This is a genomic window from Streptomyces sp. CA-106110 (assembly GCF_050936285.1).
GTDB lineage: Bacteria > Actinomycetota > Actinomycetes > Streptomycetales > Streptomycetaceae > Streptomyces.
Genome location: NZ_JBNJNB010000001.1, coordinates 8355551 through 8374162 on the forward strand (window position 1 = coordinate 8355551; position 18612 = coordinate 8374162).

The 18612-nt window shown below is 72.3% G+C and carries 16 protein-coding genes and 1 riboswitch; of the genes, 3 read left to right on the plus strand and 13 right to left on the minus strand.

Annotated features, from left to right (window positions below):
* Positions 1 to 21 precede the first annotated feature (21 nt).
* Entirely contained in the window at positions 22 to 441 is a 420-nt protein-coding gene (locus ACQEXA_RS38555; RefSeq protein ID WP_359393238.1) for a DUF1992 domain-containing protein, read from the minus strand.
* 133 nt (positions 442 to 574) lie between these two features.
* Between ACQEXA_RS38555 and ACQEXA_RS38560 the strand changes: the two genes are divergently transcribed.
* Positions 575 to 970 (plus strand): hypothetical protein, encoded by a 396-nt coding sequence (locus tag ACQEXA_RS38560; protein ID WP_432927118.1) that lies wholly within the window; start codon positions 575 to 577, stop codon positions 968 to 970.
* Positions 971 to 983: 13 nt separating this feature from the next.
* Here the strand turns inward: ACQEXA_RS38560 and ACQEXA_RS38565 are convergent, their stop codons facing one another.
* Together ACQEXA_RS38565 and proP are read right to left on the minus strand one after the other, a co-directional pair.
* Positions 984 to 1658 carry an O-methyltransferase gene (locus tag ACQEXA_RS38565; RefSeq protein ID WP_359393242.1) on the minus strand — a complete coding sequence of 225 codons (675 nt, stop codon included), beginning with the start codon at positions 1656 to 1658 and terminating at the stop codon, positions 984 to 986.
* Positions 1659 to 1816: 158 nt separating this feature from the next.
* Positions 1817 to 3193 carry a glycine betaine/L-proline transporter ProP gene (proP, locus tag ACQEXA_RS38570; RefSeq protein ID WP_432927116.1) on the minus strand — a complete coding sequence of 459 codons (1377 nt, stop codon included), beginning with the start codon at positions 3191 to 3193 and terminating at the stop codon, positions 1817 to 1819.
* A 400-nt stretch (positions 3194 to 3593) separates the two neighbouring features.
* Here proP and ACQEXA_RS38575 point away from each other — a divergent pair, with 400 nt between their 5' ends.
* Positions 3594 to 5642, plus strand: coding sequence for a bifunctional glycosyltransferase 87/phosphatase PAP2 family protein (locus ACQEXA_RS38575; protein ID WP_432927114.1), 2049 nt, complete (start codon positions 3594 to 3596; stop codon positions 5640 to 5642).
* Here the strand turns inward: ACQEXA_RS38575 and ACQEXA_RS38580 are convergent.
* Both ACQEXA_RS38580 and ACQEXA_RS38585 read right to left on the minus strand, forming a co-directional pair.
* Positions 5599 to 7260 carry a hypothetical protein gene (locus ACQEXA_RS38580; RefSeq protein ID WP_432927112.1) on the minus strand — a complete coding sequence of 554 codons (1662 nt, stop codon included), beginning with the start codon at positions 7258 to 7260 and terminating at the stop codon, positions 5599 to 5601. The two genes, ACQEXA_RS38575 and ACQEXA_RS38580, sit on opposite strands and share 44 nt — an antisense overlap.
* A gap of 203 nt (positions 7261 to 7463) precedes the next feature.
* Positions 7464 to 8699, minus strand: a complete 1236-nt coding sequence (locus tag ACQEXA_RS38585) for a cytochrome P450 (RefSeq protein ID WP_432939097.1) — start codon at positions 8697 to 8699, stop codon at positions 7464 to 7466.
* Between the two features lie 259 nt (positions 8700 to 8958).
* On the opposite strand from ACQEXA_RS38585, the gene ACQEXA_RS38590 reads away from it, so the two are divergent.
* Positions 8959 to 10128, plus strand: coding sequence for a steroid 3-ketoacyl-CoA thiolase (locus tag ACQEXA_RS38590; RefSeq protein WP_432927111.1), 1170 nt, complete (start codon positions 8959 to 8961; stop codon positions 10126 to 10128).
* A gap of 120 nt (positions 10129 to 10248) precedes the next feature.
* On the opposite strand, the gene ACQEXA_RS38595 is transcribed toward ACQEXA_RS38590, so the two are convergent.
* The 8 genes from ACQEXA_RS38595 to ACQEXA_RS38630 all read right to left on the minus strand — a co-directional run bounded on the left by ACQEXA_RS38595 (position 10249) and on the right by ACQEXA_RS38630 (position 18532).
* Complete coding sequence (locus ACQEXA_RS38595; protein WP_432927109.1) at positions 10249 to 10665, minus strand: transglycosylase SLT domain-containing protein; 417 nt, start codon at positions 10663 to 10665, stop codon at positions 10249 to 10251.
* 559 nt (positions 10666 to 11224) lie between these two features.
* Complete coding sequence (locus ACQEXA_RS38600) at positions 11225 to 12088, minus strand: ECF transporter S component (protein WP_432927107.1); 864 nt, start codon at positions 12086 to 12088, stop codon at positions 11225 to 11227.
* Positions 12085 to 13767: an ABC transporter ATP-binding protein gene (locus tag ACQEXA_RS38605; RefSeq protein ID WP_432927105.1), complete on the minus strand. Its 1683-nt coding sequence runs from the start codon at positions 13765 to 13767 to the stop codon at positions 12085 to 12087. Before ACQEXA_RS38605 ends, ACQEXA_RS38600 begins: the two co-directional genes overlap by 4 nt.
* Positions 13764 to 14852, minus strand: a complete 1089-nt coding sequence (locus ACQEXA_RS38610) for an energy-coupling factor transporter transmembrane component T (protein ID WP_432927103.1) — start codon at positions 14850 to 14852, stop codon at positions 13764 to 13766. Before ACQEXA_RS38610 ends, ACQEXA_RS38605 begins: the two co-directional genes overlap by 4 nt.
* Positions 14853 to 14854: 2 nt before the next feature.
* The gene (locus ACQEXA_RS38615) at positions 14855 to 15484 is read right to left on the minus strand and encodes an SCO2322 family protein (protein ID WP_432927101.1); all 630 of its coding nucleotides are present in this window, start codon (positions 15482 to 15484) and stop codon (positions 14855 to 14857) included.
* Complete coding sequence (locus ACQEXA_RS38620) at positions 15481 to 16719, minus strand: prenyltransferase/squalene oxidase repeat-containing protein (RefSeq protein ID WP_433132351.1); 1239 nt, start codon at positions 16717 to 16719, stop codon at positions 15481 to 15483. Before ACQEXA_RS38620 ends, ACQEXA_RS38615 begins: the two co-directional genes overlap by 4 nt.
* Positions 16720 to 16841: 122 nt before the next feature.
* Positions 16842 to 16910: riboswitch (cobalamin riboswitch) on the minus strand.
* Positions 16911 to 16940: 30 nt separating this feature from the next.
* A complete protein-coding gene (locus ACQEXA_RS38625; protein WP_432927097.1) occupies positions 16941 to 17462 on the minus strand; it encodes a nuclear transport factor 2 family protein in 522 nt (173 codons plus the stop codon).
* A 41-nt stretch (positions 17463 to 17503) separates the two neighbouring features.
* A complete protein-coding gene (locus ACQEXA_RS38630; protein ID WP_432927095.1) occupies positions 17504 to 18532 on the minus strand; it encodes an MBL fold metallo-hydrolase in 1029 nt (342 codons plus the stop codon).
* Positions 18533 to 18612: the final 80 nt, after the last annotated feature.

Here is an 18612-nt window from a genome sequence, read left to right on the forward strand (position 1 = left end):
GGCCCCCGCGCGCTGCGGCGCTCAGTCCGCTCCGGGGCGCCCGGCCCGGCGCGCGCGCCAGTCCCGGACGATCTCCTCCACGTCGTACGGCTTGAGACCCAGGGGCGGTCCCGGCGGCGGCTTGAACATCATGTCGCGGATCTTCACGTTCAGGTCCTCGACCAGCCGTCGCACCAGCCGCTCGGACGGTGCCACCGCGGCCGCCGCCAGCGTGTCCTCCGCCTCCTTGCGCAGCGCCAGCGTCGGGGGCAGGACCGCGATCCCCTCGCGGGCCATCTTGCGCTTGATCCACCACAGTTCGTCGTACACCGTCTCGGTCACGGCGGGCGCGGGCCGGCCCGCCCCCGGCAGGTCGGTGAACTCCCCGCGGGCCTGAGCGTCGCGGATCTGCTTGTCGGCGAAGGACTCGAAGCTGACGCCGGGTGGCTTGCGCTCGGTCATGGGTTCATTGTGCCGGAGGTCACCCGACGGAGCGATCGGGCGAATTATCATTCCGCAGCGAACGCCAACCAGGCTCAGCGGGAACACTTGAACCGCCGCAGCGCCGGAACCGCCGCACTCAGGAGGAGCGCACGTGCTCGAACTCACCATGGCCTCGGTCTCCCGGGAGGACGCCGGGGCGACGGCCGGCATGCAGATGGCCGACTCGCCCAGCGATCCGGGCTCCGTGCTGCGGGTGGGCCGGGACAAGACCGTGTGCAGGCTGGCCACCCCCGACGACTGGCTGTTCATCTCCCGTGTCCACCTGGAGTTCCTGTGCGGCCCGGACGGCGGCTGGCAGGTCACCTGGCTGCGCGGCTCGCACGCCGATCCCTCCTCCGAGGTGCTGCTCACGCTGGCCGGGCACCCGGTGCAGCCGCTGCCGTACGGCGGCACGGCCCGACTGCCGCACGGTGGCTCGGGGGAAGTGGTCGTCCGGGACCGCACCGCCCCGCGCAGTGTCAACGTGGGCTTCTACCACGAGGTCTGAGGGGCCCGCGGCCTCAGCCGACGACGCGCGCCAGCGCGAACCCGTCGTGTCCCTTCGTGCCCACCGTCTGCACCGCCGTACCGCTCAACTTCGGATGCGAGCCCATCAGTTCCAGCGCGGCGCGGGTGCCCCGCACGCTCGGGTCCTCGCTGTCCGCGTCGGTGACCCGGCCGGCGCGCACCACGTTGTCGAGGATGATCAGGCTCCCGGGGCGGGTCAGTTTGAGGGCCCATTCGACGTAGCGCGCGTTGTTGACCTTGTCCGCGTCGATGAAGACCAGGTCGAAGGGCTCCGGGCGCTCCTCGGCCAGCTTCGGCAGCGACTCCAGCGCCGGGCCGACGCGCACCTCGGTGATCCCGCCCAGGCCCGCCCGTGCGAGGTTGCCGCGGGCGACCTCAGCGTGCTTCGCGTCGTACTCAAGGGTGATCAGACGGCCGTCCTCGGGCAGTGCGCGGCCCATCCAGATCGCGCTGTAGCCGCCGAGCGTGCCGATCTCAAGGATGCGGCGCGCACCCTGGATCACGGCGAGGAGCTGGAGCAGCTTGCCCTGGTTCGGCGCGACGTTGATGGGCGGCAGCCCGGCCGCCTCACTGTCGCGCAGGGCCGCGGTGAGTGCCTCGTCTGCGGGGGAGAGAAGGTCGGTGAAGTAGGCATCGACGTCGTCCCAGAGCTCCTGCGCTGTGCTCATGCACCATGCCTCTCATATGCCTAGTTAGGTGGGCTAACTAGTCTCCCTAAGGAATATAGCCCGAGGCGAGCTCCCTTGTCAGTGGATGTCCCCCGATCGGGCCGCCCCACGTGCGGCACCGGGACGACGTCGGTGTTCGACCCCGTACGGGGCCCCAGTCAGCGCTCCTCGCGCTCGACCGAGGGTGCCGAACCGGGCAGCGGCCGTCCGGCGGACTCCGCCATGAACCACACGGCGGCACCTCCGATCACGGCCGCCGCCATCATGTAGTAGGCGGGCATCATCATGTTCCCGGTCGCGCCGATCAGCGCCGTGACCACCAGCGGGGTCGTGCCGCCGAACAGCGACACCGAGACGTTGAAGCCGATCGAGAGCGAGCCGTAGCGCACCCGGGTCGGGAAGAGGGCCGGCAGCGCGGCAGGCATCGCCGCCGTGAAGCAGACCAGCAGCAGGCCCAGCGCGCCCATCCCGAGCGCGACCGCGAGCAGGCTGCCCTGGCAGATCAGCAGCAGCGCCGGAACCGACAGCAGCAGGAAGCCCGCGCAGCCCGCCGCGATCAGCGGGCGGCGGCCGATCCGGTCGGTGAGCGCGCCGGCGAAGGGCTGCACGACCATCATCAGCGCCATCACGCCGAGCACGACCAGCAGTCCGTGGGTCTCGTCGTACTTGAGCTCACTGGTGAGATAGCTCGGCATGTACGACAGCAGCATGTAGTCGGTGACGTTGAAGACGAGCACCAGGCCCATGCACAGCAGCAGCGCCTTCCACTGCCCGGTGACCATCTCCCGCAGGGGCACCTTGGGCCGGTCCGCCTCGGCCTTCTCGACCTCCGCCGCGAAGGCCGGGGTCTCCTCCAGGCGCATCCGCAGATAGAGGCCGATGACGCCCATAGGGCCCGCGATCAGGAACGGGATCCGCCAGCCCCAGGCCACCAGGTCCTCGGAGGACAGCAGCGCGGTCATCACGGTGACCAGGCCGGCGCCCCCTATGTACCCGGCGAGCGTGCCGAACTCCAGCCAGCTGCCGAAGAAGCCGCGCCTCTTGTCCGGCGCGTACTCGGCGATGAACGTGGACGCGCCCGCGTACTCGCCACCGGTCGAGAAGCCCTGGACCAGGCGTGCCGCGAGCAGCAGGACCGGGGCGCCGACGCCGATCGTCGCGTACGACGGGATCAGGCCGATCGCGAACGTGCCGGCCGCCATCATGATCATGGTCAGGGCGAGCACCTTCTGCCGTCCGATGCGGTCGCCGAGCGGCCCGAACACCGTGCCGCCGAGCGGGCGGACCAGGAAGGCCGCGGCGAACGCGCCGAACGTGGACAGCAGCTGCGCGGTGGGGTTGCCGGACGGGAAGTACACCTTGCCCAGCGTCACCGCGATGTAGCTGTAGACGCCGAAGTCGAACCACTCCATCGCGTTGCCCAGTGCGGCCGCCTTCACGGCGCGCCTGACCAGAGCCGGGTCGGTGACGGTGGCCTCGGGGCGGGCCGGGGCCTTCGGTGCGAGGGGGACGGAGAGTGGAGCGACGGTCGCCAAGGTTCCGCTCGCCTGCCTTTCGTCGGGGACAGGGACAGGGCTCGCCGCCGGCGGGCGGACCGGTGGACTGCCGCGGGGCGGGCCGAAAAGCGACCATAGGTGTAGCTGCCACCGTTACGTCCGGTGACCGGCGTACCGCCCAGAGTGCCTAAATGCGGCCTAAGCAGGTGTGACGCGCGCGTCGCGGGGCGCAGTCGGCCGTCCTGTTTGTGATCCTTCTCGCGCCCCCTGGCTGGAACCGGACCGCTAGCGCACCGTCGTCGGGACGAAAGCCGGGCGGACCTCAGGTGAAGTGGGGGTTGCCTGCGTCTCACATCGGGGGTGCCAAACCTCATAGGGTGCGGACAGGCGTAAACGCGCGGGATACACGGAACGAACGGGGCGGGAGGGCCGACGGGACGTGGCGAACGCGGAGCACAGCGGTCAGATGGGCGGTGCCTTCGGGGCGGGGGCGGCGGAGCAGGCGCAGGCACGGCTGAAGGTGGCCCGGATCGGCGTCTGGACGATCGCCGCCGTCCTGGCCCTGCGCCAGGTCACCGTCGCCCTGAGCACACCCCGGGGCGACCGGCTGACGGACCTGGAGACCTGGGTGGGGCCCAACGGGGTCCTGCACGTCAGCGGGTCGCTGTACGACTCGACCCGGTTCACCGGCACGCCGTTCGCCGGCCTGGTGCTCAAACCCCTGACCCGGGCGGCGCAACAGTCCCTCGGCTGGAGCTGGACCTTCGGCACGCTGCTGCTGGTCGTCGCGCTCGGCCTGGTCGCCGCCCGCGCCCTGCCGCAGCCGGTGACCCGGCGCAGCTCACTGCTCGCCGCGCCCGTCGCGATCAGCCTGCTGATGCTGTCGCTGCCGGTGCGTAACACCCTCTACCTCGGCCAGACCAGCATCATCCCGGTCCTGCTGGTGCTGCTCGGCTGCTTCGCCGTACGCGGGGAGCGGGCCGGCGGTCTGCTGATCGGCCTGGGCGCCGCGCTCCAGCCGACCGTGCTGCTCTTCGCCCCGCTGCTGTGGTTCACCGGACGCCGCCGTGCCGCCGTGTCCGCCGCCGGCACGTTCGCGGTGTGCACCGTGCTCGCCTGGGCGGCGATGCCGCACGACTCGTACACCTACTGGGTGCACCATCTGGCCGGCACCGGCCTCGGCGGCAAGGCCAACGACCACGCCAACCAGTCCCTGCACGGTGCCCTGCTCAGACTGGGCCTGTCAGGACCGCTGGAGATCGGGCTGTTCTTCCTGCTGGGCGCCGCGGTCGCGGTCCTCGGGCTGCGCCGCGCGATCCGGTACGCACACGACGGTCAGCTGCTGCTCGCCGTCGCCGTCACCGGGTGCGTCGCCGTCGTCGTCTCGCCCACGAGCTGGCAGCACCAGCTGCTGTGGGTGCTGCTCGCGGTGGTCGGACGGGTCGGCCGCAGAGCCTCCGACCGGTATATGTGGCCGGTCGCCGTCGTTCTGGTGATGACACTGCCGGCGACGATGATGCTGCCGAACATCGGGGGCATCGAGCCGCTTCGCGACAACCTGGTCCTGCTGGCCGCGCTCGCCGCCGCCACTTGTGTGCCGTTCCTGTCCCGGACGTCCCCTTATTACCGGGCGCCCGTACCCACCGAGTACGCCCGGCCCGTCCCCGCCCGCTGGAAGCACGTGCCCCTCCTGCCGTACTTCCGCAGGGTCCTCAGCCGCCCCAACCTGCTGCTCGAACTGCTGCTGATCCGGGTCACCTACGCCGCCTACGCCCAGGTCAGGCTTGCGGCGACCGGTGACAGCAGCACGGCGGGCCGGGCCACCGCCGAGCACCACGGCGACCAGGTCCTCGCGGCCGAACGGTTCCTGCACATCGACGTCGAGCACTGGGCCAACCATGCCGTCGTGAAGGTGGGCTGGCTGCGCGACTTCTTCGACTTCTACTACGAGTCCTTCCACTTCGTGGTCCCGATGACCGTCCTCGCCGTGCTCTGCCTGCGCCGCCCGGTCGACTACCGGTGGGCGCGCTCGGTCCTCGGCTTCACCACCCTGATCGCCCTGGTCGGCTTCTGGCTCTATCCGCTCGCCCCGCCGCGTCTGATGCCGCACCTCGGGATCATCGACACCGTCCACGGGGTCCAGGACTTCTCCAAGCCCGACTACGGCACGCTGACCACCGTGACGAACCAGTACGCGGCGATGCCCTCGCTGCACTTCGGCTGGTCCTTGTGGTGCGGCCTCACCATCGCGATCCTCGCGCCCAGGTGGTGGATGAAGGCGCTCGGCCTGCTGCACCCTCTCTTCACGGTCTCGGCGATCGTGGCGACCGGCAATCACTGGGTGCTGGACGCCGTCGGCGGTGCGGCCGTGGTCGGCGCGGGCTTCGGGCTCGTCTATCTGCTCCAGGGGCCCCGGGCCCGGGTGGCCGTGGCGGCCGCCGGGGTCAGCACCGCACTGGCCCCGGTGAAGGCCCGTACTCCGAGCTGATCCGGTACGTGCCCGGCGCGGTGACCGTCAGCCGGGTGAACTCCCCCGCGCGGGTGAGACAGCCGCCCTCGGTGCGCAACCAGGGCGAGTAGGCGATCCGCACGGTCACCGAACCGGGCCGCGGCACCCGCACGTCCATCGTGGCGCTCGTCGTCCGCAGCACGGCGGCCGGCGCCTGCACCAGGGGCACCGCGCCCCGCACCCGGTACACCCTCCAGTGGGCGTCCTGCCACGCCGGCTCCAGCCAGGCGGGGCGGTGGTCGCGGACCAGCCGCGCCTCCTGTTCGGCGAACCCGTCCGGCTTGCCCAGCGGCAGGACGACGAGACCGACCGCCCAGTGGTCCAGCCAGCCGCGATAGGCCGCCGCCGAGAACGTGCCGTCGTAGAAGAGGCGGCCCCGCTCGATGTCGAGCTGCCGGTTCCAGCCACGGGCCAGGTTCATGTGCGGGGCGAGCGCGGTCGCCTCCCGGTGGTTGCGGGCGGGCACGACCTCCACCCGGGTGCGGTCGGCGCCGAGTGCCTCGAGGGTCCGCAGCACGCCGCCGGTGTCCGCGGCCCAGGCCGGCACCGTGGTGGAGACGCGCAGGTCGTCGGCGGTCTTGCGGCCCACCCAGACGACGGAGAGGACCAGCGCGACGATCAGCAGATTGCGCCGCAGCAGGTGCAGCCGGGGCGCGGTGAGCAGCGCCGCGAGCAGTACGGCTGGCGCGAACAGCTCCGCGAACCGCTCGATGTTCGTCCCGATCGGCGACGGGATCAGATAGACGAGGACGGTTCCGGCCGCATAGACGACCCCGCTCCACCGCGCGACCCGCCAGCGGCGCGGAGCCAGCACCGCGACGGCCAGGCCCAGCAGGGCCGGCTGCCAGATACGGCCCGCGGGCATCAACTGCTCGCCCTCGAACGGGAACAGCAGGGTGGTGGTGGCGACCACCGCGAGGGGCGGCAGCAGCAGGACGAGGGCCCGCCGCCAGTCCCGCACGAGCAGGAATCCGGCCCCCACCACGGCCAGGAACAGCCCGGCCACCGGGCTCGCCATGGTCGCCAGGGCCGCGCACGCCGATGCGAGCACCGGCCGCCACCTTCTGCACCGGTCCCGGCCGCGCTCGTGCCGGGGGACCCCCACCAGCAGCACACAGCCCGCCAGCCCGAACGCGACGCCCAGCGCGAACGTCGTACGGCCCGACGCCACGTCGCACCACAGCGCCAGCGACGCGAGCAGCGCGGGTCCGGCCGGCCTGCGGACCCGGGTGCGCACGATCAGTACCGCGGCCAGCCATGTGGCGGTGAGGCCGGAGACGACGGTGACGGTGCGCACGCCGAGCGCGGCCATCAAGTAGGGCGAGATCACGCTGTAGTTGGCGGTGTGCATCCCGCCGTACCAGAAGAGGTTGTACGCCGACGCGCCGTGCCGGGCGGCGAACCCGGCCCATGCCTCCTGGGCCGCGAGGTCACCGCCGCCGGTGGCCAGGAACAGCCACCACAGCGCGTACAGCGGCAGGACGGGGAGCGTGGCGAGGAGCGGCACCCGATGGCGGCCCCGAAATGCCCGGAAAGGGTGGTTCCGCAGGGTGGCCGGGTCTTCCGGCCGGACGACGGTGAGCTCGGCAGGGGCCACGGGTGCGCATTTCCGTTCGACGTCTTCGGCGGGTGGGACGACTGTGCCCCCTGGAAGACGCCGGAGGGAAGACGGACGTTCACCTGAAGGTGGGTCACATGGGTCCTATGCGCCGCGGGGGAGGCAGGGGCGGGGCGTAGGGGAGTGCCCCTGCCTCCCCCGGGACGGGCCGGCGGCGCCGGGAAGCCGACGGCCCGGGTCCGTCAGTCCACCGTGACCTGGAGCTCCTTCACACCGTTGATCCAGGCCGAGCGCAGACGGCGCGGATCGCCGGCCGGCCTGAGGCCCGGCATGGCGTCGGCGATCGCGTTGAAGATGAGGTGGATCTCCAGCACCGCGAGGGACTTGCCCAGGCAGTAGTGCGGGCCTCCGCCGCCGAAGCCGAGGTGCGGGTTGGGGTCGCGGCCGATGTCGAAGGTGTCCGGGTCGTCGAAGACCTCGGGGTCGTGGTTGGCGGAGGAGTAGAAGAGGCCGACCCGGTCGCCCTTCCTGATCTGCTTGCCGCCCAGTTCGGTGTCCTGGGTGGCGGTGCGCTGGAAGGAGACCACCGGGGTCGCCCAGCGGACGATCTCCTCGGCGGCGGTGGACGGGCGCTCCCGCTTGTACAGGTCCCACTGCTGTGGATGGGTGAGGAAGGCGTGCATGCCGTGCGTGATGGCGTTGCGGGTCGTCTCGTTGCCGGCGACCGACAGCATCAGCACGAAGAACCCGAACTCGTCGTAAGTCAGATTGCCCTCGCCCTCGGCGGCGACCAGCGTGGTGACGATGTCCTTGGCCGGGCACTGTTTGCGGTCGGCGGCCATGTTCATGGCGTAGGCGATGATCTCCGTGGCCGCCTCGGCACCGACCTCCTTGGTGATCGCGTACTCCGGGTCGTCGTAGGCGATCATCCTGTTCGACCAGTCGAAGATCTTGGACCGGTCGTCCTGGGGGACGCCGATCAGCTCGGCTATGGCCTGAAGGGGCAGCTCGCAGGCGACCTGGGTGACGAAGTCGAACGGGCCCCGCTGTGCGAGAGCGCCCTGGACGATGGCCTGCGCACGGGCGCGCAGTCTGTCCTCCAGCGCGCGGATGGCCCGCGGGGTGAAGCCGCGCTGGACGATCTGGCGGACCCGGGTGTGCTCGGGCGGGTCCATGTTCAGCATGATCAGCCGCTGGGCGTCGATCGCGGCGCGCTCGATGTCCTCGTTGAACCGGATGATCGCGGTGTTGAGGGACGAGGAGAAGATCTCCGGGTGCGTGGAGACGTACTTGACGTCCGTGTGGCGGGTCACGGCCCAGTACCCCTCGTCCTGGAAGCCGGCGGCATTGCCCGCCTGGGGTATCCAGCGCACGGGTTCGGCCCGGCGCAGCTCGGCGAACTCCGGCAGGGGCACTCGGTGATGCAGCAGATCGGGGTCGGTGAAGTCGAACCCGTCGGGCAGCGCGGGACAGGGCATGGCGACCCCCAGCATTCTGACGGTCCATCAGGAATTGTCGTGAAGGTAGTAACGGGTTCTATAAGTCGCAAGGGGTGCGGCCACCCCAATTGCGTGCGGGATTCGTGCAGATCACGACTTCGGAGGCTGCAAGACCCTTGCGGCCTCGGGTCCGGTGTCAGCAGACTGCACGCAGAACTAGAACGCGTACTAGTTCTGCGTGGCGGGTGGGCCGGGACGCCCGCGCCGCGCGGGTGACCGAGGAGAGGACGAACCCCCCATGGCCGCGGAGCCCGTGATCGTCGAAGCCGTACGCACCCCCATCGGCAGGCGCGGAGGCGCGCTCGCCAATCTGCACCCCGCCTATCTTCTGGGCGAGACCTACCGCGAACTCCTCGGCCGCACCGGCATTCACGCCGACTGCGTCGAGCAGATCGTCGGCGGCACCGTGACACACGCCGGCGAGCAGTCCATGAACCCCGCGCGCACGGCGTGGCTGACCATGGGCCTGCCCTACGAGACCGCCGCCACGACCGTGGACTGCCAGTGCGGCTCCTCGCAGCAGGCATCACACATGGTGGCCAACATGGTCGCGGCGGGCGTCATCGACGTCGGGATCAGTTGCGGCGTGGAGGCCATGTCGCGGGTGCCGCTGGGCTCCGGGTCCAAGCACGGCCCCGGCAAGCCCTTCCCCGACGAGTGGAACGTGGATCTGCCGAACCAGTTCGAGGCGGCGGAGCGGATCGCCCGGCATCGTGGACTCACCCGGGAGAACGTCGACTCGCTCGGGCTCATCTCTCAGGAGCGGGCCGCGATCGCCTGGTCGGAGGAACGGTTCAAGCGCGAGACGTTCGCCGTGCAGGTGCCCACCACCGAGGAGGAGCAGCAGGCCGGCCAGGGCATGTGGCGGCTGGTCGACCGGGACGAGGGGCTGCGCGACACGTCGATGGAGGCGCTGGCGAGGCTCAAGCCGATCATGCCGACGGCGGTGCACACGGCGGGCAACTCGTCGCAGATCTCGGACGGCGCCGCGGCGATCATGTGGGCGTCGAAGCGGATGGCCCGGGCGCTGAAACTGCGCCCTCGGGCGCGGATCGTGGCCCAGGCGCTGGTGGGTGCGGACCCGCACTTCCACCTGGACGGGCCGATCGACGCGACGAAGGCCGTACTCGGGAAGGCCGGGATGTCGCTGAAGGACATCGACCTGGTCGAGATCAACGAGGCGTTCGCGTCGGTGGTGCTGAGCTGGGCGCAGGTCTTCGAGCAGGACCTGGAGAAGGTGAACGTGAACGGCGGCGCCATCGCGCTGGGGCACCCGGTGGGTGCGACCGGCGCCCGGCTGATCACCACGGCGCTCCATGAACTGGAGCGCAGCGACAAGGAGTTCGCACTGATCGCGATGTGTGCGGGCGGCGGACTGGCCACCGGCACGATCATCCAGCGGTTGTAGACGCCGTAGTCGGTCGGTGACCGTGTTCACCGGTGCGGCGGAGCGACTCGCGCGCAACGCCGAAGGCGGCGGCCCCGGTTCGGGGACCGCCGCCTGCGCAGCAGCGAGAGCTCGGCTCGATCAGTACCAGTGGTGGGTCGACCAGAAGTTCCACGCGGCGGCCGGGCTGCCGTAGCGGGAGTTCATGTAGTCGAGGCCCCACTTGATCTGAGTGGCCGGGTTGGTCTTCCAGTCGGCACCGGCGGACGCCATCTTGGAGCCCGGCAGGGCCTGGACCAGGCCGTAGGCGCCGGAGGAGGAGTTGGTGGCGTGGATGTTCCAGCCGCTCTCGTGGGAGACGATCTTGTTGAACGCTTCGTACTGCGTGGCGTCCGGAATCATCTGACGCGCGATCGCCTGGGCGTTGGTGGCCGTAGAAGGAGTGGCGGCCTGAGCGGGCGCCGAAGCCATTGCCATGCCGGCGGCGGCAGCCGCGACGGCGGCGGTGGCGATGGCCTTCTTCGGGGTGGCGATGCGGCGGATGAAGGAGACGGACACGTGGCACCTTTCGGTCGGGTATAGGGGGTCGCGGCATGCCCGAACCACGCGGGGCGTGGTGAGGGTGTGCATCGGCGCCGCGGCCCGTGTGGGCTCGTCGGCGCCCGGCGACGTCATCCAGAGAAGCAGGCCGAAGGAATGTCCGCAATGACCCTTTTTACTAGTGGTGGTCGCATCCGCGGTTCGGGCCGGTTGTGTGATCTGGCTCTCAATTCCCAGGTCAGCGCCTGAATTCCCGCGTACATGACTTCCGGTTCCGGCTACGGCCCGAGGTCGTAGGTGACGCCGCTCACGTGGGGCTCGTCACGGTTTGTGTCACCGAAGGTCGAGGTGGCGATACACAGCGCAGACATACGGTGTGACCCGCGCCGCAGCCGGAGGGGTGGTCGCTGTGACCCAGGTCGCAGCCCAGGGGTGGTGAGGATGCCCGTGAAGGGCCCCGGATGTGACCGGCGCCGCATGCACGGGAGTTGAGATGTGACCGGGGTCGCACCCGTGGAGGGCGGGAGCGTGACCCGGGGCGTACCCGCGGAGAGCGGAGCGTGACCGAGGGGACGGGCTAGGCGTCTTCGAAGGCGACCGGGCTCTCGAACGCCGCGCGCCGGGTCGCCCTGCGCAGCGCCTTGAGCACGGCCGGGCCGAGGGCGAACGTCAGGACGACGGTGACGACGGCGCGGCCGAGGTCCCAGCCCAGGGAGGTGGCCAGGCAGTACGCGAGGAAACGGGCGAGGTTGGCGGCGAGAGCGGCGTGCGGGTCGTAGGCGATGCCCGAGGCGAGGGCCCCCATATAAGGCCAGCCGGCCAGGTTCATCACCGTGCCGTAGGCGAACGCGGCCAGGAACCCGTACCCGGCGAGCATCGCCACTTCGGCGCGCCCCCGCATCCGGCCGGGGCTCGGAAGCAGGCCCGCGCCCAGCGTGAACCAGCCCATGGCCAGCATCTGGAACGGCAGCCAGGGGCCGACCCCGCCCGTCAGCAGCGCCGACGCGAACATGGTCACGTTGCCGAGGACGAACCCGAACCCCGGCCCGAGCACTCGCCCGCTCAGCACCATCAGGAAGAACATCGGCTCGATACCGGCGGTTCCGGCGCCGATCGGCCGCAGGGCCGCGCCGGTCGCGGCGAGCACCCCCAGCATGGCCACGGCCTTCGGACCGAGCCCCGACTCGGAGATGGTCGCCGCCACGACGGCGACCAGCAGCACGAGCAGCCCGGCGAACAGCCAGGGTGCGTCCTGGGCGTGCGCCGCGAGACCCGAGCCGGGATCGGTGAACAGGGGCCACGTGAACCCCACGACACCCACCGCGCTCACAAGGGACAGCGCGGCGACGGAACGGGGGCCGAGGTGGACGGGGCGGATCCGGGAGTTCGCGAACGGACGGGGCCGGGACGGCGCGGTCCCCTCCGGCAGCCGGGAGGTCATGACGACAGCGCCTCCTTGACCTGGGCCACGGTGAGCCACCGCTGCGGGGCCAGGATCTTGGTCACCTGGGGCGCGAACGACGGGGACCCCACGACCACCTCGGCGGCGGGGCCGTCGGCGACGACCTCGCCCTCGGCCAGGATCACCACACGGTGGGCGAGTTCCGCGGCCAGCTCCACATCATGGGTGGCCAGCACGATGGCGTGCCCCTCGGCGGCCAGTTCCCGCAGCAGGGCGATCAGACGGGCCTTCGCCGCGTAGTCGAGACCCCGTGTCGGTTCGTCCAGGAGCAGCAGCGGGGGCCTCGCCGTGAGCACGACGGCCAGCGCGAGGGCCAGGCGCTGCCCCTCCGAGAGGTCCCTCGGGTGCGTGTCGTCCGCGACGCCAGGCAGCAGTTCGGACACCAGGGCCCGGCAGGTGCCGGGTGCGGCGCCCGCGTCCTGGTCCGCGGCAGCGCACTCGGAGGCGACCGTGTCCGCGTACAGCAGGTCCCGCGGCTCCTGCGGTACGAGGCCCACGCGCCGTACGAGGTCGCGCGGCGCTGTGCGGTGCGGCACGGCGCCGCCGGCCCGTACCGAGCCGTGGGCCGGTTCGACCAGCCCGACGAGCGCGGCCAGCAGCGTGGACTTGCCGGCGCCGTTGCGTCCCATGAGGGCCACGGTCTCCCCGGCGGTGACGGTGAGGTCGACATGGCGCAGGGCCTGGACGCGCCCGCGGCGGACCGCGAGCGCCGTCACGGCCGCCGGGGGTTCCGGCGCCGCCACGGCCGGGGCGGTACGCCGGCGCAGCAGACGGCGTGGTGCGGGGATACCGGGGCCGGGCCCGGACACCGGGCGCGGACCCGGGCCCTCCACCGGTGCGCTGCCCGTGAGGTGGTCACGCAGGGCGCCCGCGCGGCGGCGCGCGTCGCGGACCGTCAGCGGCAGGGGCGACCAGCCGGCCAGGCGGCCGAGGTCCACCACCGGCGGGTACACCGGGGAGACGGCCATGATCTCCGCAGGGGTGCCGAGGACCGGGCGGGCACCGGGACCCGGGAGCAGGACCACACTGTCGGCGTACTGGACGACCCGTTCCAGCCGGTGCTCCGCCAGCAGGACCGTGGTGCCCAGGTCGTGGACGAGCCGTTGCAGGACGGCGAGGACCTCCTCGGCCGCCGCCGGGTCCAGCGCGGAGGTCGGCTCGTCGAGCACCAGGACCTTGGGGTGCGGGGTGAGCACCGAGCCGATCGCCACACGCTGCTGCTGCCCGCCGGAGAGGGCGGTGATCGGCCGGTCCCTCAGCTCGGCGAGACCGAGCAGGTCCAGGGTCTCCTCGACGCGGCGCCGCATGACGTCCGGCGGCAGCCCCAGCGACTCCATGCCGTAGGCGAGTTCGTCCTCCACGGTGTCAGTCACGAAGTGGGACAGCGGATCCTGTCCCACCGTGCCCACCACGTCGGCGAGTTCGCGGGGTTTGTGGGTACGGGTGTCGCGTCCGGCCACGGTGACCCGGCCGCGCAGGGTGCCGCCCGTGAAATGCGGTACCAGCCCGCTCACCGCGCCGAGCACCGTCGACTTGCCGACCCCGGACGGGCCCACGAGCAGCGCCAGTTCGCCCTCGGGGATCTCGAAGTCGACGCCCCGCACGGCGGGTTCGGCCGCACCGTCGTACGTCACGGAGACATCCTCGAAGCGGATCACGCTGACTCCTCGGGTGCGGGGGCGACGAACGCGGGCAGCAGACCGAGCAGCACGGCCGCGGCAGGCAGCAGGGGCAGCGCGGGAGCGGTCAGCGGTACGACGCCGGGGTTCAGGGCAGCGGGATCCCGGGCGGCGGCGACGGCCAGCAGCGCCGCCGCCGCGATCCCGGAACCGGCGACCAGCCAGGCCCGTACGCCCCATTCGTCGGGCCGGTAGCGCGTGCGCGGCGAGCGGCGGCCGCCGAGACGCAGCCCGGCGAGGGCGGCGGCCAGGCCGGCAAGGAGCAGCGGCAGACCGTAGGTGCCCCCTTCCGCCGTCAGCAGTCCGTACGTGCCCGCGCAGACACCGAGCAGACCGCCGAGGGAGAGGGCCGCGGTGGTGCGCCGCACGGCGGGCGATACATCGGCGGTGCGGCCGAAGCCGCGTGCGTCCATCGCCGCGGCCAGGGCCACCGAGCGTTCCAGCGCGCCCTCCAGGACCGGCAGCCCGACCTGGAGCAGACCGCGCAGACCCCGGTCGGGCCGGCCGCGCAGGCGGCGCGCCGCGCGCAGGCGCCGCACGTCGGCGACGAGGTGCGGGGCGAAGGTGAGCGCGACGACCACCGCCACGCCGGCCTCGTACAGGGCGCCCGGCAGGGCCTTGAGGAGCCTGGCCGGGTTGGCGAGCGCGTTCGCCGCACCGACGCAGACGAGCAGCGTCGCCAGTTTCAGGCCGTCGTAGAACGCGAAGACGAGGCCCTCGGCGGTGACCCGGCCGCCGATGCGGATGCCCTGGGCCCAGTGCGGGAGCGGGACTTCGGGCAGGGTCACAAGGGTGTGGCTGCCCGGAATGGGCGAGCCGAGGGCCACGGCGAAGACGAGCCGGATGGCGAGGACGGCGAGGGCGAGCCTGGCGAAGGCGGAGTACGAGCGGGACCAGGGGTCCGAGGTCCGGCGAGCCGCGACGACGTAGGAGGACACGGCGACGAGCAGGGCGAGCACGAGGGGGTTGGTGGTACGGGTGGCCGCGACGGCGAGCCCCAGGGACCACAGCCACCAGGCGCCCGGGTGGACGGCCCGCCGGCCGCCGCGCGACGGGGGTGCCATCGTCAGCCCCTGCGGCGGCGGGCCTGCCACAGCGCCGCCCCGCCCAGCGCGGCCACGGCGGCGGCGCCCGCGAGGACGCCCACCGACGGGCCGTGGTCCGGCTCGCTCTTCGCGGGCGCCGGGTCCGTCTTCGCCGCGACCTGCTCGCCGCAACCCTGGTGCGGGTAGCCCGCGATGGCGCACAGCAGGGCATTGGTGTCGTAGCGGAGAGGCTTGGCGACCGCCGCCAGCGCGTCCGCCGTCGTCGCGTCCTCTGGGATGCGGGCGCAGGCGGTGCGCGCGGGGGGCGGGGTCTCGCCCGACTGGGCGTCCGACGCCGTGCCGAAGTCGATGACCAGCGCCACCCGCTTCTGGCCGGCCCGCGCGGGCGTCCCCCCGCAGATGGCGTCGAAGTCCGCTGTGCCGCGCGGCTTCGTGGCGTCCCCGGAGTCCTCGCTGACGGCGAACCGGAAGCCCTGGACGTCACCGTCGGCCGGGCGGGCGGTCGACGGGCCCTGGGTGGCATACGTCCAATGGCCGTCGCCACGCTCCCAGAAGGACCAGTAGCGGTAGCCGACGGCCTCGGCCTGGCCGGCGGCGACCAGCAGCAGGAGCAGAGGAGCCAGGAACAGGGCGCACACACGGCGGATCACGGCCGCCTCCCGCCCCGGGAGGTGTACAGGATGCCCCCGGCGGTCAGAGCGAGGAGGCAGGCGCCGCCGATCCACGCGACGCGCAGGGGTCCGTCGCCCTCGTCGGACGTCGCCGAGGTTCCGGAGTCGTCCGAAGAGGACGCGTCCGCGTCGGGCACGGACTTGGGGGCCGGTCCGGTCGCGTCCATGAGCCGGACCAGGTCCTGGCCGCCGAAGTCGCGCGGGTCGAAGCCCTCCGCGTTCGCGGCCAGGATCAGCTGTGCGTACGCGGCCGGTCCGCTCTGCTTCGCCCACTGCGCGTAGTGGGCCTCCAGCCAGCGCAGCGGACGAGCGGCCTGCTCGCCCTGGCCCACGGTGGCGAGTGCGACGACCGCGTCCGCCGTGTTGCCGTAGTCGGGCTGCGGCTTGGCGCCGGGCAGGGCCTGTGTGAGGTGCTGGTCCTTGGCCAGGGCCTTGAGGAGGTACGCGGCGCCGTTCCGGGCGGCCTGCCCGGGGTCGGTGGCGTCCTTGCAGGTCAGGGTCGCGCCGTCGGGCTTCATACCGTCCCCGGCCAGTCCCTTGCCGAGCGCGCCGGCCACGGCTGCCGCCGTCGCGTCCGCGTTGGCCGCCAACGTGCCCTTCTTGTCCGGCTGGTAGGCGAAGGCGCCCGCCCCGTCGCCGGCGCAGGGGAGCGCGAGCTTCAGCAGGGCGTCGTACGGGGACTTGCCGCCCTTGCGGACCTCCTGCGGCTTCTCGCCCGTGGCGGCGAGGGCGCCGATGACGACGGCCGTGGAGTTGGCGTCGCTCGCGCCGCCCGGGGAGTAGCCCCAGCCGCCGTCCGCGTTCTGCAGGGACTTCAGCCAGGTGACGGCCTTGCCGGTGGTGGCGTCGTGTCCGCCGAGCGCGGCGAGGGCCTGGACGGCGGCGCCCGTGCTGTTGGTGTCGACCATGAGCTTGGCGTCGCAGGCCTTGGCGGGGTCCGGACGGAACGCCGCGAACGCGCCGTTCGCGCACTGCTGCCCGGTCAGCCAGCCCACCGCCGAACTCGCCGGTTCGGCACCTACGGTGTGCTGGGCGAGAAGCGTCAGCGACTGGCGCCACACGCCGTCGTAGGTCGGGTCCGCGCTGCCGTACAGGCCGTCGGGTATCGCCGGGGTCGGCGACGCGGACGGGGACGGGCCGGCGGCGACGGCGGGCGCGGCGAGGCCGATCACGGCCGCTGCTGCCAGAGCCGCGGTGCTGCGGCGGAGGTTCATGTGCCACTCCCTGCGAGGAGCCGGGCAGCACGGAACACTCCGGGCGGCTCGGCTCCGTAGACCTCGACGGTGCCGTACACCGGCGGGCCGCCGGTGCGCGTGAGCCGGTCACGAACCGCGCGGGGCAATCCGGCTCGCCACGTGCGTGGCTCACGGCTGCGGGTCAGCGCCGGATTTCCACCGGCTTCCCCCCGTACGAGTGTGAGAACGACCCGGCCACTCTACCCGCCGGTACAGGCACCTCTGAGAGGCCCCTGTGAGCCGGTCCGTCCGGGCGGCGGTGACGGGCACGGCCGCTGGCCGGGCAGACGGGGTGTCGGGCCGCCGAAAGCGAGGAAGAGGGTGCGGCCGGAGAGCAGCCAGGTGTCGTGCACCTTCTTGAACTCGTCCTCGTAGTGGCCGACTTGTGTCGGCGGACCCGCCGGGACCATGCCGCCCTGGTGGCCGTCGACGCGGTACGTCGTGAAGTACGACCTCGCGACGGCCGTGTCCGGGGACGTCACCGTGACCAGGACGTTGGACATGAGCCGGCGCGAGAGCCGGTCGGCGGGGCGCCCGGCGAAGTACTTCCGCAGCGCCTCCCGGCCCCGCACCAGTCGCTCGCCCGCCGGCCACCGCCAGCTGCCGTCCTCCGTGAACAACTCGGCCACGGACGCGGGCTCGCCGAGGTCGAGGCGGTGGACGAAGTCGAGGACGAGGCGCTCGCAGGCGCGTTCGGCGAGGAGCTGCTCCAAGGGATCCATACCGTTTGGTACCAGCGCGAGAAGGCCGGATGCGAGGTCTTTTACACGGCCACGTACGTCACGGGGTCGGTTCCGGGCACCGCCTCCGCGCGGCCCGTCTTCACCAGGCGGCGCACATGGGCCTCGGCCTCCGAGACCGCTATGTTCCGCGAGCCGTGCGGGATCTCGTCCCAGGGGCGGTTCCACTCCATGCGCTCGGCGAGCTGCCAGGGGGTCAGCGGGGTGCCGAGCAGGGCCAGCAGGCCGGTCAGCCGGTCCTGGTGGTGGGCCAGCAACTCCCCGACGCGGGCGGAGGCGTCGGTGAACATGTACTGGTGGGCCGGGAGCACCTCGGCGGGGCCGAGGCGACCGACGCGCTCCAGGGAGTCCAGGTAGTCGCCGAGAGGGTCGGTCACGGTGGTGTCGTCCGGGTCCTCGTACAGGCCGATGTGCGGGGTGATCTCCGGGAGCAGGTGGTCGCCGGAGAAGAGGCGGCCATGGCCCGGGAGCCCGGCGGGGTGCTCCTCCTCGAGGTGGAGGCACACATGGCCGGGTGTGTGCCCGGGGGTCCAGATCGCGCGCAGCCGGCGGCCGGCGAGGTCGAGGAGCTCACCGGGGACGATCTCGCGGTCGGGGAGCGCGGGGGAGAAGCCGGGCAGGCGGCCACGGCCGCGTGCGGCGCGCAGCGGTGCCAGGTGGTCCTCGGGCGCGCCGGCCGCCGCCAGTTTGGCGGCCATGTACGAGAACCACTGCTCGGGGCGGGTCTCGCGGGTCCGGCGCACGATCGCGGCGTCCGCCGCGTGCATCGCGACCCAGGCCCCGGACGTCTCACGGACCTTGCCGGACAGGCCGTGGTGGTCCGGGTGGTGGTGGGTGACGACGACCCCGTGGATCTCCGTGGCCGATGTGCCGCACGCGGTCAGCCCCTCGGCGAGGGTGTCGCACGAGTCCGGGTCGTCCCAGCCGGTGTCGACCAGCACCGGGCCGCGGTCGGTGTCGACGACGTACACCAGCGTGTGGCCGAGGGGATTGTCGGGGATCGGGACCCTGATCGACCGTACGCCCCCGCCGTGATCGGCCGTCTCAGCCATGGCTCCCCAATCGCCGTCTTCGGGCCACTATAACTAGAACGTGTTTCGACGGTAGCCCGGGTCATCTTCCATGTGCGTCC